The sequence below is a fragment of the Neptuniibacter sp. SY11_33 genome (assembly GCF_047778025.1).
Lineage (GTDB): Bacteria > Pseudomonadota > Gammaproteobacteria > Pseudomonadales > Balneatricaceae > Neptuniibacter.
Window position 1 is genome coordinate 1,843,635 of record NZ_CP180543.1, and the last position, 15,902, is coordinate 1,859,536.

16 protein-coding genes are annotated in these 15,902 nt (G+C 42.8%); 11 read left to right on the top strand and 5 right to left on the bottom strand.

The window, feature by feature from the left end; all coding sequences use genetic code 11:
* Nucleotides 1-129: 129 nt before the first annotated feature.
* Entirely contained in the window at nucleotides 130-2,580 is a 2,451-nt protein-coding gene (locus ACMXYV_RS08645) for a putative bifunctional diguanylate cyclase/phosphodiesterase (protein WP_415891369.1), read from the bottom strand.
* Between the two features lie 559 nt (nucleotides 2,581-3,139).
* Here ACMXYV_RS08645 and ACMXYV_RS08650 point away from each other — a divergent pair.
* Together ACMXYV_RS08650 and ACMXYV_RS08655 are read left to right on the top strand one after the other, a co-directional pair.
* A complete protein-coding gene (locus tag ACMXYV_RS08650; RefSeq protein WP_415891370.1) occupies nucleotides 3,140-3,358 on the top strand; it encodes a hypothetical protein in 219 nt (72 codons plus the stop codon).
* A gap of 29 nt (nucleotides 3,359-3,387) precedes the next feature.
* The gene (locus ACMXYV_RS08655) at nucleotides 3,388-3,774 is read left to right on the top strand and encodes a VOC family protein (RefSeq protein WP_415891371.1); all 387 of its coding nucleotides are present in this window, start codon (nucleotides 3,388-3,390) and stop codon (nucleotides 3,772-3,774) included.
* Between the two features lie 21 nt (nucleotides 3,775-3,795).
* Here the strand turns inward: ACMXYV_RS08655 and ACMXYV_RS08660 are convergent, their stop codons facing one another.
* Entirely contained in the window at nucleotides 3,796-4,731 is a 936-nt protein-coding gene (locus ACMXYV_RS08660) for a LysR family transcriptional regulator (protein ID WP_415891372.1), read from the bottom strand.
* 145 nt (nucleotides 4,732-4,876) lie between these two features.
* Here ACMXYV_RS08660 and ACMXYV_RS08665 point away from each other — a divergent pair, with 145 nt between their 5' ends.
* A complete protein-coding gene (locus ACMXYV_RS08665; protein ID WP_415891373.1) occupies nucleotides 4,877-7,945 on the top strand; it encodes an FAD-binding and (Fe-S)-binding domain-containing protein in 3,069 nt (1,022 codons plus the stop codon).
* Nucleotides 7,946-7,991: 46 nt separating this feature from the next.
* On the opposite strand, the gene ACMXYV_RS08670 is transcribed toward ACMXYV_RS08665, so the two are convergent.
* Entirely contained in the window at nucleotides 7,992-8,591 is a 600-nt protein-coding gene (locus ACMXYV_RS08670) for an SPOR domain-containing protein (RefSeq protein ID WP_415891374.1), read from the bottom strand.
* Nucleotides 8,592-8,707: 116 nt separating this feature from the next.
* Between ACMXYV_RS08670 and rraA the strand changes: the two genes are divergently transcribed.
* Together rraA and ACMXYV_RS08680 are read left to right on the top strand one after the other, a co-directional pair.
* Nucleotides 8,708-9,199 carry a ribonuclease E activity regulator RraA gene (rraA, locus tag ACMXYV_RS08675; RefSeq protein ID WP_415891375.1) on the top strand — a complete coding sequence of 164 codons (492 nt, stop codon included), beginning with the start codon at nucleotides 8,708-8,710 and terminating at the stop codon, nucleotides 9,197-9,199.
* A 426-nt stretch (nucleotides 9,200-9,625) separates the two neighbouring features.
* Nucleotides 9,626-10,024: a hemerythrin domain-containing protein gene (locus ACMXYV_RS08680; RefSeq protein WP_415891376.1), complete on the top strand. Its 399-nt coding sequence runs from the start codon at nucleotides 9,626-9,628 to the stop codon at nucleotides 10,022-10,024.
* Here ACMXYV_RS08680 and ACMXYV_RS08685 read toward each other — a convergent pair.
* Nucleotides 10,021-10,452, bottom strand: coding sequence for an RrF2 family transcriptional regulator (locus tag ACMXYV_RS08685; protein WP_415891377.1), 432 nt, complete (start codon nucleotides 10,450-10,452; stop codon nucleotides 10,021-10,023). The genes ACMXYV_RS08680 and ACMXYV_RS08685 overlap by 4 nt on opposite strands.
* Before the next feature lie 170 nt (nucleotides 10,453-10,622).
* Between ACMXYV_RS08685 and ACMXYV_RS08690 the strand changes: the two genes are divergently transcribed.
* Nucleotides 10,623-11,282 (top strand): HAD-IA family hydrolase, encoded by a 660-nt coding sequence (locus ACMXYV_RS08690; RefSeq protein ID WP_415891378.1) that lies wholly within the window; start codon nucleotides 10,623-10,625, stop codon nucleotides 11,280-11,282.
* 14 nt (nucleotides 11,283-11,296) lie between these two features.
* Complete coding sequence (gene sppA, locus ACMXYV_RS08695; RefSeq protein ID WP_415891379.1) at nucleotides 11,297-12,355, top strand: signal peptide peptidase SppA; 1,059 nt, start codon at nucleotides 11,297-11,299, stop codon at nucleotides 12,353-12,355.
* Between the two features lie 79 nt (nucleotides 12,356-12,434).
* Here the strand turns inward: sppA and ACMXYV_RS08700 are convergent, their stop codons facing one another.
* A complete protein-coding gene (locus ACMXYV_RS08700) occupies nucleotides 12,435-13,013 on the bottom strand; it encodes a Maf family protein (RefSeq protein WP_415891380.1) in 579 nt (192 codons plus the stop codon).
* Nucleotides 13,014-13,124: 111 nt separating this feature from the next.
* On the opposite strand from ACMXYV_RS08700, the gene ACMXYV_RS08705 reads away from it, so the two are divergent.
* The 4 genes from ACMXYV_RS08705 to fabD all read left to right on the top strand — a co-directional run bounded on the left by ACMXYV_RS08705 (nucleotide 13,125) and on the right by fabD (nucleotide 15,891).
* Complete coding sequence (locus tag ACMXYV_RS08705) at nucleotides 13,125-13,637, top strand: YceD family protein (protein WP_415891381.1); 513 nt, start codon at nucleotides 13,125-13,127, stop codon at nucleotides 13,635-13,637.
* A gap of 23 nt (nucleotides 13,638-13,660) precedes the next feature.
* On the top strand, nucleotides 13,661-13,843 hold the full coding sequence (gene rpmF / locus ACMXYV_RS08710; protein ID WP_007019603.1) for a 50S ribosomal protein L32: 183 nt from the start codon (nucleotides 13,661-13,663) through the stop codon (nucleotides 13,841-13,843).
* 2 nt (nucleotides 13,844-13,845) lie between these two features.
* Nucleotides 13,846-14,862 (top strand): phosphate acyltransferase PlsX, encoded by a 1,017-nt coding sequence (plsX, locus tag ACMXYV_RS08715; RefSeq protein ID WP_415891382.1) that lies wholly within the window; start codon nucleotides 13,846-13,848, stop codon nucleotides 14,860-14,862.
* A gap of 96 nt (nucleotides 14,863-14,958) precedes the next feature.
* Nucleotides 14,959-15,891, top strand: coding sequence for an ACP S-malonyltransferase (gene fabD, locus ACMXYV_RS08720; protein WP_415891383.1), 933 nt, complete (start codon nucleotides 14,959-14,961; stop codon nucleotides 15,889-15,891).
* The last annotated feature ends 11 nt before the right edge of the window (nucleotides 15,892-15,902 follow it).

The following is a 15,902-nucleotide window of genomic DNA, read 5'->3' on the forward strand; positions in this document are numbered from 1 at the left end:
TGTTTTATCACGAAGTGTTTGTTGCGTTATATCGGAGAACGCCGATGAAACTGTTTATCACATAACACTGTTGTAAGAATTATAAAAACAGCCTACTCAAATCTTTTTGGTAGGCTGGTGGCGTTCTTCTTAGCGAACGAAAGCTACAGTCGCTTTTAATATGCCTTCAAGATCGGGACTCGGTTTGCCTAAGTGGTATCCTTGCGCATAAGTAATGCCGGCTTTCTCTACCAGCTCTAAAACCTCTTCACTCTCTACAAACTCTGCAACAGTTTCAACATTGAGTTCTTGAGATAGGTGAGAAATGCTATTCACAAACGCCATATCACGTGCGTCGTTTGCCATGTTGGCGATGAATTCACCTTCGATTTTCACATAATCGATCGGCAGGTGCTTCAGGTAATGGAAGGAGGAGAAGCCTGAGCCAAAATCATCAATCGCAAGTTTGAAGCCTTTGTCCTTCAAGCTCATCACAAAGCTTTCTAGTACAGAGATATTCTTGACGGTATCTCGTTCAGTTATTTCGAAAACAACGCTCTCCGGATTGATAGCGTGGCTTTCGGCTAGTTGCTTAATGGTCGGTATAAAGTCACTGATGATAATTGAGCGAGGGGATAGGTTGATGAAGATTTTACCTTCGTACCTTGTAGCTTGAACTTGCTCAAAAGCTTTATCCATGACGATGTAGTCTAGCTGGTGGACCTTGCCAATAGATTCTGCAATTTCTATAAATTCGCTTGCACTCATCAGTTTATCGCCAGACAGCTTGATTCGGCTGAGTACTTCAACTGCGTGTATATCGCCAGTCTTCGAACAGACGATTGGTTGGAATGCAGGGATTATCTCTTTACGCTCAATTGCTTGCGTGACCAGTACTGTTTTATCAGACATCTCCTTAAAGATGTCGACTAGCTCATTTTCGTTAGGTAGAGCGATCTGATCTTTACCAGAGTTTTTAGCGCGGTACATCAGATTATCTACAAACATAAACAGATCTTTTTTGTTTTTAGCATGGTCTGGGTAGATACCCATCCCCAAAGAGCCTGTTAATTTTAAGAAGGTATTTGAATCGTAGTAAAGCGCGTGGTTACGACTGGTAAGTAGAACCGTTTCTGCAATCTGTGCTGCATGAGCTACATCACTTTCTGGTAATACAATTACAAATTCGTCACCGCCATAACGAGCAATGATGGCATCTTTACCTAATGCGTTTTGAAGAGCATCAGAGAAGTCAGCTAACAACTTGTCACCCCAGCTATGGCCGTAACCGTCGTTAATGCTCTTGAAATTGTCTAAATCCAGTAAAAGCAGGGCTACTTTATAGTCGTGACGGTCTGCACGATCTAATTCGTAGTCCAACAATTCCCAGAACATTCGTTGGTTATAGAGATTGGTTAGTGGGTCTCGTGTTGCGTAGTATTCAAGATCTTTTGTGTATTTGTAGATTGCGCGTACCGAGCCAACTACGTTAAGCAGGGTAGAGAGAATACTCTCGAGCACAAGCAACTTGGTTGTGTCTTGGATGGTATCTGAATGGACACCGATGCCGACAATACCGCCTATCTTAGGTGTTTCTACCATCAGTGATTTGCATTGAAGTTCAATCGCGTCTTCATCTAGATCCATCTGTTCTGCATGTTTATTTACCATATTGTGACGAATGTTGATGTCACTGAGTTCAAATGGTGATCCATCTTGAGCAAGACGTTTCATTATCGCTTGCTCCATCGCTTTACGGGTGCGATCACTTGGCGGTTGTAGCCAGAAGACTTCTAAATCGAAAACCTCATTATCGACCTTAAAGATTGAGAACATGGTATAGACATTCATGACCTTATTGATATCGACAATGAGGAAGTTTACGTATTCGCGCCAGTCCCGAACAACTTCTGAAGTGATAACAAATTTTTCTAATAGTCTTATTTCAAACTCAAGTAGCTCTTTATCGACAGCTATATCGTTAAGTTTTGAGGACAGGTTTTTTACTTGCAGAAATATGTCTTGTAACTCACGGAATGCTAATCTGTCACGACCTTCTTCGAGTCGAGATAGATCTGAAATTGATTCGATACTATTGATGCTTTCAGCAAGCTGCTCTATGGAATTATCAATTCGAGAAGTGATTTGTCTCGTTGCTAAAAATGCGAGAAGTAGGGGTAATGGGGAAACAAGGATAAGGGTTAAGATCAATTCTCGATTGGCGTGAAGTAGAGACTTATCTAGCTCTTGTGTAACCTCGATCATGCCAAGTGTATCGCCATCGCTTACGTTTGAATGACAATGAGTGCAAACCTCTTTGGCATTAAGGGCGTAGTAATAGCTAATGCTATCGTCAGAAGTCACCAGTTGCGACTTACCGGAGGTAAGGACTTGGCGATGAGTATCTGACAAAGCTGGTGATTCCATTTCACCAAACCTTTCTGTTACAAGTTCACCTCGGAAGATAGAAACGCTTAGATCGCTGTCCCTATTATCTTTCTCCATCTGTTTCATGAACTGCTCTAGTTGGTGTCTATTCCAACCTTGGCTCATGACTAGATACATAGAGTTAAATGTTTGTTTTGCAACACGCTCAGCCATAACGCTGGCATTTTTTTCTATGCTCTTGGTGAACGCATAATGAGTTACAGAAACGAGTATAAGAAAACCAAGAACGGAAAAAATGAACGTTCTTTGGAGTAGAAAACTACGAATAGATGTAGCGGACTTCTTCACCGGCAACCACGCATTTATTTATTATTATTGTTCAATTTAGTCGAAGGCTAATATAGATGTTATTTCTTATAGACCGATTGACCGGGGTCAAGAAACAGTATGTAAGAAATATAAATTCATACAGCACTAATCTTATAAATTGAGCTAACTCTATGTTTAACAAAGAAATACTTCATATTTGTTAAACATGAGTGAAATATAAGGCAGCAATTCTATTCATTGAGGGGGGGCTGTTTCAATATATTTCTGCAAATTATAAGAATACGCACTGTTATAACGCATGGGTTACTGTTGGGTTTGTCTTTGCTGATTATGGTTTGATCAAAGTTGGACTGTTTTGTTACAACTAAACCTACCAGCATTGAGTCTACCTTTATCAAGGCTTATCATCCGCGCAAAGCAGTTGTATGAAAGGTAGAGTTTGATGGTTTTGTTCTTTCCGATTGAGCAAGAGCTGGATTGTATTAGCAAGAATGGGCGAATTCTCGGCAAGATTCAGTTTGATGTATTTAAGGATAAATATTTCTTCACTCCCAATGAGGAGTCATTGGTTCTAACGGATGAAGAAGAGTCTTGTATTGTTGCTCGTTTGGCTGGGCTTGAAGCAGGGATCTTCTCTTTCGCTATGCAAGATGAAGATTAAGTTGAATCAGACTTAAAGATGTCAGTGTTATGAAAATTGAGCGTCTAGATCACCTTGTCCTAACCGTGAAAGATATCAATAGAACTATAGAGTTTTATACCGCGGTTTTAGGTATGGAGAAAGTTGCCTTTAAGGGAGATCGTATAGCGCTCGCTTTTGGTAGCCAAAAAATTAATTTGCACGAACTCGGCAATGAGTTTGAGCCTAAAGCGGATCAAGTTCAGTCCGGTAGTGCAGATCTATGTTTTATTGTTGAGCAGCCAATCGAAGAGGTGATTCAGCATCTGCTAGATCACAATGTAACTTTGCTAGAAGGGCCAGTGAATCGCACAGGTGCAGTAGGTAATATTATCTCGGTTTATGTGCGTGACCCTGACGGTAATCTTATCGAACTTTCTAATTATGGAGATGAATGATTTGCTCCATAATTCCTTCTCTTAATTAATTTCGACAAACTCTGGCAGACTCGCAGTTTCAAATTGACTGGTGATCAGTTTAAGTAGGCTTTCAGCTGCAGGACTTAAAGCACGGCCTTTTCTTGTGATAATGCAGATCTCGCGTTTTAGCCTGGGATTAGCGAGCGGAATGAAGACTAATTGATCAAAGGCACTGGTGCTCGCTGCAAGAGCGGGTAAAAGAGATATCCCAATGCCAGCTTTAACCATCTCTGCTAAGCCTGCTGGAGTTGACACCTCAATTAAGGCGCCTTGTAGTTTTAGATCCAGGTTGTTCTCTTTTTGTAGTTTTAAAAGTTGTGTGCGTGTACCGGTATCTTCCGTTAAGTGAACTTGGTCAAGCTCACTGACTTGGCTCCAATCTAATTCTTTAAATGTCGCTAAAGGGTGGTCAAGTGGTAGAACTACACCGTAATGATCACTTAGCACTGGTTGGTATTTTAGTTCTGACTGACGGGAGTGGTTACCACCAATACCGAAATCTACTTCATTATCCAGCACACGTTGCTCTATGCCGCCAGCGTTGTCATCTCGGAGATAGATGCCTATCTTTTCATATTGCTGGTGGTAAGTTTTGATTATCGAAGGTAATACGCGACCAATCATTGATGGCGAAGCAGCTATACCGACTTGGCCTTGTTGTTGTGTTGCGGTGGCTTGTAGATCATTAAAGGCAGTATCAAAATCTGAGATCAATTTTTCTGCCACAGGAAGAAAGCTTTCGCCTTCGCCGGTTAGCAAAACACGGCGGGTAGTGCGATCTAGAAGCTTTAAGCCTGCTTGATCTTCTAGTTGCTTTATCGTTGCTGTGAGAGTTGATTGGGTTAAGTGCAAGTTGTCGGCTGCACGGGTGAAACTGCCACAAGCGACGATCTCAACAAAGGCGCGGAGGTGTCGAATGGAAATATTATTCGTCATTATCAATTAATCTATCGAATTTTATCGTTTGATTGATAAATGATAATTCTGCATTATTGCGCCCAATATCACAAATTGAGCATTTGACTGCATGAGAGCAATTGAGCACTGCTCTTGAAGTACGGTCATTTATAGAGGCAGTATTATGATCCCTCGTCTTTCCCAAGTCGAAACTACCGAAGCTATTTATCTTCAGTTTATCGAAGCGTTACAGAAAGCTGGCTTTGCTGGCGATCTTAATCAGGATTACGCAAACCGTATCGTTCTTTCGACAGACAATAGTATCTATCAGATGCTGCCTCAGGGTGTTTTGTACCCGAAATCTACAGGTGATTTGGTACTAATTGCCAAATTAGCAGATGAGCCTCGCTTTGCTGAAGTAAAGTTGAGTGCGCGTGGCGGCGGTACAGGTACAAATGGTCAGTCCCTAACTGATGGTTTGATTGTTGATGTATCTAAACACATGAATCAGGTTTTAGAGATCAATGCTGAAGAGCGCTGGGTTCGTGTTCAAGGCGGTGTAGTTAAAGACCAGCTTAATCGTGCACTAAAACCTTATGGTTTCTTCTTTGCCCCTGAGCTTTCTACCAGTAACCGTGCAACAGTAGGCGGTATGATCAATACCGATGCCAGTGGCCAGGGCTCGGTCATGTACGGTAAAACTCGTGATCACGTGCTAGAGCTAGATTCAGTGTTCTTAGGTGGAGAACTTTGGAACTCTAAATCTATTTCTGATGAAGAGCTGGCCGAGATTAAGCAGCGTGATGATCGTGTCGGTGAAGTTCATCGCTTGGTGGATGAAGTATTCACCGAGAAGAAAGATCTGATTGATGCCAAGTTCCCTAAATTAAACCGCTGCCTCACAGGTTATGACCTCGCGCATATCCGTGATGAAGAAGGGCGTTTTAATTTAAATTCAGTGTTGTGTGGAGGTGAAGGTTCTTTAGCTTTTATTGCTGAGGCTAAGTTGAATGTTCTGCCAATTCCTAAGTTCGCTGCATTGGTAAACGTTAAGTACGATAGTTTCGAATCCTCTTTACGTGACGCTACAGACTTAATGGAGTGGAACCCAACATCCATAGAAACCATTGATTCTAAAGTACTTAATCTTGCAATGGGCGATATTATCTGGGACACGGTAAGTGCCTATTTCCCACAAGAAGAAGGCGAGCCGGAGATCAGTGGTATCAACTTGGTTGAGTACACATCCGACGATGAGGAATCACTAAAAGCCGATGTTTCGCGATTAGAAGAACACCTTAAATCTGTTGCGGGTCAGGCTGGTAAGAGCTTTGGCTTCTCTGTGGTGTATGGTGCTGGCGAGATCAACAAAGTTTGGGCTATGCGTAAAAAGGCTGTGGGTCTTCTTGGTAATGCTAAAGGCCAGGAGCGTCCAATCCCATTCGTGGAAGATACTGCTGTTCCGCCTGAAAACCTTGCTGATTTCATCATGGAGTTTCGTAAGGTTTTAGATGATCGAGATTTAGCTTACGGTATGTTTGGTCACGTTGATGCGGGTGTACTGCACGTACGACCTGCTATCGATATGAAAGATCAACTACAGGAATCTTTAATCCGTGAGATCACTGATGAAGTGGTAGCGCTTACCGTTAAATATAAAGGTCTGTTGTGGGGCGAGCATGGTAAAGGTGTTCGTTCTGAGTATGCACCTGAATTCTTTGGTGAATTGTACCCTGAACTACAGCGAATCAAAGGTGGATTTGACCCGCGCAACCAGATGAACCCGGGTAAAATTGCTACACCTGCGATTGATGGTGCCGAGCTACTTAAGATCGATGAAGTACCGACGCGTGGTCAATTTGATCGCCAGATCAGTTCAGAAACGCGTGAAGAGTATAAAGAAGCAATGTTCTGTAACGGTAACGGCGCATGCTTTAACTACGATCCAAATGACGCGATGTGTCCATCATGGAAAGGTACACGTCAGCGTATTAACTCGCCAAAAGGTCGTTCTTCACTGATCCGTGAATGGCTACGCCTGATGGAAAAAAATGGCACTGATCTTGTTGAAGAGGCTAAGCGTGTTAAGGCGAGCTCTTTTATCACCTCTCTTCCAAAACGGGTTAAAAACACTCTGGCGAAGAAAAAAGAGGAAGAGTACGACTTCTCTCATGAAGTGCATGAATCCATGATGGCGTGCCTAGCGTGTAAATCTTGTGTTGGTCAATGTCCTATCAAGGTGAATGTTCCAGATTTCCGTGCGCGTTTCTTGGAGGTCTACTACGGTCGTTACCTGCGTCCTGCAAAGGATTACATGGTGGGCTCATTGGAATACATGATTCCTTGGTTGTCTAAGTTCCCTGCGCCATACAACTGGGCGATGAAGAATAAGGCGCTTAAAGCGATTTTCCGTAAGCATGCTGGCATGGTTGATAGTCCGACCATCTGTACCAATAGCTTAATTGCGGGCATGAAAGCACGCGGGGTAGAGTTTGCTTCGCCACAGCTGATCAAGAACTTGAGTGAAGAGCAGCGTAGTAACGCGGTAATCATCGTACAGGATGCATTTACAAGTTACTTTGAAACGCAGCTGGTGTTGGATCTTGTTGATCTACTTTCTGGGCTTGGTTTCCATGTTCTATTGGCGCCATTTAAGCCAAATGGTAAGCCGTTGCATGTTCACGGCTTTATGAAAGCATTTGAAAAAGCGGCTGAATCTAACAGCGCTATGCTAAAAGAGCTAGATAATACGGGCGTACCAATGATTGGTATAGATCCTTCGATGACACTGACTTATCGTCAGGAATACGGTTATGTGATTCCAGAGAAAGATCTACCAAAAGTTCAGCTAATTCAAGAGTGGTTGAGTAATCAAAAAGATAAGCTAGGTGCTTTCGATCTAGCTAAGTGCTCTACATCTGAATTTAAGTTAATGGCTCACTGTACTGAAAAGACTAATGCTGCACCTAGTATTCGTATGTGGCAGCAAGTCTACGCAGCGATGGGCTTAAAACTGGATATTCAGGCGGTGGGTTGTTGCGGTATGTCGGGGACTTACGGCCACGAAACTCAGAACGTTGAGACATCTCGTGAGATCTATCAGCTGAGCTGGTCTGAAGTGGTAAATAACCCAGAAAATAAAGATCGCTTACTAGTAACAGGTTATTCGTGCCGTAGTCAGGTTAAGCGTATTGATGATCAGCAATTGCCACATCCGATTCAGAAATTGCTGAGCCTATTGAAGGATAAGTAATTGTCAGTTCTAACTAAAAACGCAGCTTAAAGCTGCGTTTTTTTGTTTAACGAGCTTTTGTGATGTAAAGGTCTTGAAATCCTCGTTCTCTAAGTTGTGCTGCTTTGTTTAGAGCTTCAGATTGTGTTTGATATCTTCCGTACGAAAGGCCTAGATAGCCATTAGTCATACTATATAGATTTAAGCTTTCGCTATTCTCAAGACGAGAAATAGCCGTTTGTCGGCTGGATTCCAATTTATAAGCGCCAAGTTGTATGGTGTATGTGCCATTTGTATTTATTCGACTGTTCTTGCCATCGGTAAGCGCAAGGTTTGAATATCGCGCACCCTTGGGAGCGGGTAGACGGATATGCTCAATTACTTTTACTGAAGTTTGGGTAGAGGTTTTGCTGAGCCTGATAGTTTCTTGTGACTGCCTCACTGCTGAGGGCTTAAATTCTGCTCGTGCAACTGGCGTTTCTTGCTTGTTGTAGTCTTTCGATATTGGGGCTGATTGACTAAGTGTAGGTGGGGTAGGCAGAGAGCAATTCTCAGTGTCATCAATGCAGAATGTGTGTTGTTTTTGGCTGCAGCCAACTAGAAATGCGAATGTGCTGATACCTATCATCGCTTTCAGTGAGCTTGTATTGTTAAGAATTAAACTCATTTTCAATCTGAACCCAAAATTGTAGTGCAATTGCACAATGAATCGGCGAATATACCTGCTTTAGATTTTGAGAGCACCTATTCTTAGGTGCAGTTATCCAGTTTAAGGAGCATATTGTGGAAGATCTTTTGCCAGAACTGTGTGATCAGTTCCCAGACCAGGTACAGGTTGTTGAGCCAATGTTCGGTAACTTTGGTGGTAAAGAGCGTTTCGGTGGCGAAATCGTTACTCTAAAAGCTTTTGAAGATAACTCTTTGGTTCGTGAGCAGGTTGCTCTACCTGGTGAAGGTAAAGTACTTGTAGTCGACGGTGGTGCTTCAATGCGTCGCGCAATGCTTGGCGATATGCTTGCTGAAAAAGCTACAAAAAATGGCTGGGAAGGCATTATTATCTACGGTTGTATCCGTGATGTTAACGCAATCAGCGATCTAGATATTGGTGTACAGGCACTAGGTTGTCACCCAATGAAGACTGAAAAGAAAGGTCTAGGTGAGCTAAACGTTGAAGTTACTTTCGGTGGTGTTACATTCAAGCCAGGTCAGTATGTATATGCTGATAATAATGGCGTACTTGTTTCTGCTGAAAAGCTAGAGCTTTCTGAAGACTAATTCAGTTAGGGATTTTTAAAAGCCCGTTTATAGCGGGCTTTTTTGTTTTTAAATGTTGCTCATTTGGTAAGAAATGTAAGTCTTTGCAAGTAAAATAAATGTGCTCATTCCAATAATTCCCCACAAGAAAATCATTCGGCCCTCTATAGTTGCTTGAGCTTTCTTGGAAACATGCCATACAGTCCAGAACTTAAAGAAAATCATACCTAGCACGAGGGAGTAGACAACTAATTCTGTATTGCTCCAAATAACCATAAGTCCTCACACATAAAATGTATTTGTAATGAATCAATAAGCAATATAATGTATTTGTATTACATGTTAAAGCATTTTCCCGAAGAAAAGCTAAATTTAGATAACTTTGGTGTGCTACGAAAAATATTGAGATAATCAATTAGCAAACTTTGTTGTGAGGGTAGTAAGGGTATGAAAAGAGTAGAAGCGCTAATTCCGCTAAGCCACGATCATCATAAGGCGTTAGTTACCGTTAAACATATCAATGACTTACGAAAAGAAGCTGATAGGGAAGTTGATGAATATTGGCAAGCTAAAAGGGAAGTTATCTACAGAGAATTGAAGCCTCATTTCGATCAAGAAGAGCGTGCTTTGTTACCATTGCTTATAGGTGAAGGAGAGCCTCTAGCCGATCGCCTTGTTGCAGATCACAAGCAATTATTAAGCATGTTGGATGGAGATGATTCGAGCGTGGCGAATCGGTTTGCTGAACTGTTAAAGGAGCATGTTCGGTTTGAAGAGCGGAATCTCTTTCCTTGGCTGGAGCTTAATTATGAGAAAGAAGCGCTAGCTATCGCGATGGCTAATTAATCTGATTTACTCACAATTAAGCTTTTGCGCATTGCATCATTACTCAGCATATCGGCTAGAGTGTACTGTTCTAGAACCTGCATAAAGGCTTTTTGAGCGTCGCCTAGTACATGCTGTAGTGTGCAAAAGCCTGTTAGGCGGCATTGCTGTTGGCCGCAATTGATCAGAGGGTGTCTGCCTTCTGCATCAGCTACAATTTCACCAATGTTTATTTCTGCTGGTGGCTTAGCTAGTTTGATTCCGCCTTTTTTGCCTCGGTAAGTGTCTAAATGTCCCGCTTTGGACAGGGCATGTACAACTTTACGTAGGTGTTCTACTGAAATGTCGTAGCAGCTTGCTATTTCAGCTAGCGTTACTAGACGATCATCGTTAGTAGACACGTAGAATAAAACGCGAAGGGTATAATCTGTAAATCGACTTAATTGCATAAAGGTCGGCTTTTTTAAAATGTCTGCAAAATATACGTTATGCGATTGTAACAAGGCAAGAACTACCTTAAGAAAAGCCTAATAAGATAGCTGTTTCATTGATCTTGACCTTTATTGTTACTTCTATATAAACATAGATTCCTTTCTTATGAATTAGTTAAGAGGTTTGAGTGTACAAGCTACTCATTTTTGATTGGGATGGCACAATCATCGATTCAGCAGCCAAAATCATCTCTTGCATGCAGCTAGCGGCAAAAGATAGCGGTTTTTATATACCTACCGATGAAGAAGTAAAAAATATTATCGGGTTAGGTTTACCTGAGGCGATTAAAATTCTAATTCCTGATGTTGATCAGGATGGAATAGAGCTGATGCGACAGAATTATGGACGATATTTCTTAGGTGATGAATCTACGCCTTCGCCATTGTTTCCTGGTGCGCAGAAAAGTTTAGAGCAGATGCATGGTAAAGGTATGCGGATGGCTGTGGCGACCGGTAAGAGTAGGAAAGGCTTAAACCGAGTCTTTGCTGAAACCGGCTTAGGTTATTTATTTGAAACATCTCGTTGCGCAGATGAAACTATCTCTAAACCTCACCCTCTAATGCTCGAGGAAATTCTACAAGAAACCGGTGTTTCAGCCTCTGAGGCTGTTATGATAGGCGACACTGAATATGATTTAGAGATGGGTAAACAGGCGGGTATGGATGTTATCGCTGTCAGTTATGGTGCCCATCATTTGGACCGTTTAAAAGGTTATAACCCGGTTTTGGAAGTTCATGAGTTTCCGGAATTGGAAAATTGGTTAGAAAGTCAGGGTGTTTTTGCCTGATACAGGAGAAGTGTGTGTCTGATAATCCATGGAATGAGTCTGAACAAAATGAAGCGCCAAAACAGCAGGAGGCTTCAGCAGCAACAGGAAGTAAGCTGGAACGTGCCGTTGAAAATGCGAAACAAGACGGTGCGAGTAAGAAAGAGTGGAAGTTGATTGAGAAGACCTTAAACGGTTTGTTTACTGAGCAGCGTCGTGCTCGACGTTGGGGGATTTTCTTTAAGTTACTTACATTTGTTTATCTTTTTGCGCTATTAGGTGTGTTCTTCGCGGGTAAAGATATAGCTACCGATGTTAAACCACAGGTTCACACTGCAATTATTGAAGTCAAAGGTGTGATTAGTTCAGATGATGAAGCTAGTGCGGACAATATTATTTGGTCTCTACGTGAAGCCTTTAAAGAGTCGAACGCTAAAGCTGTGATTCTGCGTATTAATAGTCCGGGTGGTAGCCCCGTGCAGTCAGGTTATATTTATGACGAGATTAAACGACTACGTGCTATCTATCCTGATAAACCTGTGTATGCCGTAATTACAGATATAGGCGCGTCAGGAGCTTATTACATTGCAGCTGCCGCAGATTATATCTACGCAGATAAAGCTAGTCTGGTTGGATCTATTGGCGTTGTAGCAGGAAGTTTTGGCTTTGTTGATCTGATGGAGAAAATCGGTGTAGAGCGTCGTTTGTATACGGCAGGTGAGCATAAGGCATTTTTAGATCCTTATTCTCCGAGAAATAGCGGTGAAGAAGAGTTCTGGCAGAATGTGCTGAATACGACCCATAATCAGTTTGTTGATCAAGTACGTAAGGGGCGCGGTGATCGTCTTAAAGATGATCCAAAGCTATACAGTGGCTTGGTATGGAGTGGTGAGCAGGCTATCGAACTTGGTTTGGTTGATGCGCTGGGTAGTTCTAGCTATGTTGCACGAGAAGTAATTAAAGTTGAGAAGCTTGTTGATTACTCTCCGAAGCAGGAGCCTTGGAAGCAGATTGTTGATGAGCTAGGTGTAAGCTTTGCGAAAGGTATTGCGGCTGAGCTGGGTGTCAATACGAAAAGTCATGAGCTTCGTTAAAGATTATTATTCAATAGACGATTAAAAAGGAGGGCTAAGCCCTCCTTTTTTGTGTCTGTGCATTAATAGGTCTGTTTTCTTATAAAACGTTTAGCTCTTCTTTCTCTAGCATTCTTACTAAACGGATCAAAGGCAGGCCGATAAGTGTATTTGGATCTTCGCCTTCGAGTTTGTCGAACAGTACAATGCCTAATGCTTCAGATTTAAAGCTACCTGCACATTTATATGGCTCTTCAGCGCGCAGATAGTTTTCGATCATGGAGGTGGTGAGCTCTCTAAAATAAACCTTAAATGGAACAACTTCTGTTTGGCATTGGCCTGTATCTGAGTTGAGTAGAGATAGACCGGTTAAAAATGTAACTGCATTACCCGATAGCTTTTGTAATTGTCTAACGGCATTCTCATGTGTATGAGGCTTACCAAGTATCTCATCACCTAAAACAGCCACTTGATCTGACCCAATAATCAATGAGTTAGGTGTGGCTTCAGCAACTTTTTGCGCCTTGCTTGCAGATAGGCGGGCAACTAATTCCTCTGCTGATTCATTCTCTAATGCCGATTCATCAATGTCTGGAGAAATGCATGAATACTCCAAATTCAATTTGTCCAAAATTTGGCGACGGAAGGGTGAGCTAGAGGCTAAAATTAGATTTCTCATGTGTTTTTTTGACCATGATTATGCGAAGGCACAAATATTAGCGGTTTTATTGTAGAATTAAACCCCAAAGTCTTTGACAGGACGGGCTTCGGGCCCTAGAATTGCGCGCTTATGTCAAACGGTCCATTACCTAAACGAGTAGACCCGCGAAAACTTGCTGAGCGGGAAGTGCGAATCGCAGGCCAAGCTGCATTGGAAGACATGCCCAATCTTTGTCAGGCATTAGCTGATAGAGAAGGGGAATTTAATGTCGATCTTCAATTTGCGGTAGATGAGCAGCGAATTCGAACTCTCACAGGCAGTGCCACAGGTCATGTAACAATGACATGTCAGCGTTGTTTGGAGTCAGTAGAGGTTGCCGTAGAGGCAGATTTTAATCTTGGAGTTGCGGCCAGTGAGGAGGCTGCTCAGCAGTTACCTCGCAGTTATGACCCCCTCATTGTTGAGGGTGAAGAGATTGAGTTACTGCCTGTTATAGAAGAAGAGTTGATTTTGAGTTTGCCACATGATGCGTATCATGATGACTGTTCAATCAAAACTTCCTTCGGCGAGGCAGTGACAGAAAAAAACGAAAAACCGAATCCATTTAGTGTGTTGGCTCAGTTAAAAGCCGACAACAAGTAGAAAGAACCAGGAGCTATTTAGTCATGGCAGTTCAGAAAAGTAAGAAGTCTCGTTCCCGTCGCGACATGCGTCGTTCCCACGATGCTCTGGGTAACCCGACTCTATCTGTAGAAGAAACTACCGGTGAAACTCACCGTCGTCACCACGTATCTGCTGACGGTTTTTACCGTGGCAAACAGGTAATCAACAAGCAAGACGACGAGTAAGTTTGTCAGATTACTACACCATTGCAGTTGATGTGATGGGCGGGGACTTCGGTCCCCGCATTACTATTCCCGCCACACTCGATGCTTTAAGGCGTCATTCTCGTTTATCCGCAAAACTTATCGGTCACAGTGATGTTATTCAGCCGTATCTGAATGGACTGAATCCTGATGTTGCTTGTCGTGTCGATGTTGTTCATGCGCCTGACACAATATCTATGTCAGCAAAGCCTTCTCAAACACTCCGTAATGGTCAAGATTCTTCGATGTACAAAGCTATCCAGCTTGTAGATGAAGGTATAGCCAAGGCATGTGTTAGTGCAGGTAATACAGGTGCCTTAATGGTGCTTGGTCGATATATTCTAAGAATGCTGCCTGGCGTAGATCGGCCTGCGATTATCTCCTCTGTGCCTACGGCTAAAGGTCATTGCTATCTCTTGGATTTGGGTGCGAATGTAGATTGCAGTGCAGAGCATTTGCTGCAGTTTGCGATTATGGGATCGGTTATGACAGCCGCCGTTGATAATATTGAGAGTCCGCGTGTGGGGCTACTGAATATCGGTCAAGAACAAGTTAAGGGCAATGAGCAAGTCAAGTTGGCCTCGCGTTTAATTCAGGAACAAGGTGGCTTGAACTATGTCGGTTATATCGAAGGTGATGATCTGTATGCCGGAAGTGCTGATGTAGTTGTTTGTGATGGTTTTGTGGGCAATATCGCTCTGAAGAGTAGCGAAGGTTTGGCTCGCTTAATTAATCAAAAGGTACAGGCAAGCTTTAAGCGGGGGCTTTACAGGAAGTTTCTTGCGTTATTGGCTAAGCCCGTGCTTTCTGATTTGAAGAAGCAGATGGATCCATCGCGTCGTAATGGTGCGAGTTTGCTTGGCCTGCAAGGAATAGTAATAAAAAGCCACGGATCAGCTAATCAGCAGTGTTTTGGGTATGCGCTTGATCAAGCTGTGGCAGAGATAGAACAAGATATTCCGCGTAAGATTTGCAGTGAAATAGAAGCAAGACTTACCTAATACCCTCCACACAGTTTTAATTACCTATGAATGTTGTAAACTACGGCCATTGGCCTGATTTATAGGGCGTGTATTAATTGACGATTTGAGGACATCATGTCGCAAACTCTTGCTTTTGTATTTCCGGGGCAGGGCTCTCAACAAGTAGGGATGCTCTCGGAACTTGCTGAAACACATCCAGTTATTAAAAACACTTTCGCTGAAGCTTCTGAAGTTCTAGGTTATGACCTTTGGGGCTTGGTTCAGAATGGCCCAGAAGAAGATCTTAATCAAACAGATAAGACTCAACCTGCGCTTCTAACATCAGGTGTTGCTTTATGGCGTCTATGGCAAGAACAGAATGGTACTAAGCCAGCTGTTGTTGCAGGTCATAGTCTGGGTGAGTACACGGCGTTAGTTTGTGCTGGTGCAATCAGTTTTGCAGATGGTGTAAATCTAGTGAAACTGCGTGGCGAATTCATGCAGCAAGCCGTGCCTGCTGGCAGTGGTGCTATGGCGGCTATTCTTGGTCTGGCTGATGATGCAATTGAAAAAGCTTGTCAGGCTGCTGAGCAGGGTGAAGTGGTTTCTCCTGTAAACTATAACTGCCCAGGTCAGATCGTGATTGCAGGCGAAAAAGCTGCAGTTGATCGGGCGATCGAGAACTGTAAAGAAGCTGGCGCTAAGCGCGCAATTCCGCTTCCGGTAAGTGTTCCGTCGCACTGTGCACTGATGAAACCTGCGGCTGAAAAGATGGCTGTAGAGCTGTCTAAAATCGAAATCAGCATGCCAGAAATTAATGTGGTCCAAAACGTGACTGCTGCGATTCCTGCTTCAGTTGACGAATTAAAAGAAAATCTACTGGCTCAGTTATATAGTCCTGTACTGTGGACTAAAACAATCCAGGGGTTGGTTGAGCAAGGCTTGGAAAGCACTGTAGAGTGTGGTCCAGGTAAAGTGCTATCAGGTTTGAATAAAAAAGTTCATAAGCCTTTGAGCGTTGCAGCAATTAATGATGCTGCGGGTCTTGAAAAAGCGTTAGGTCAATAATTGTCGCGCAA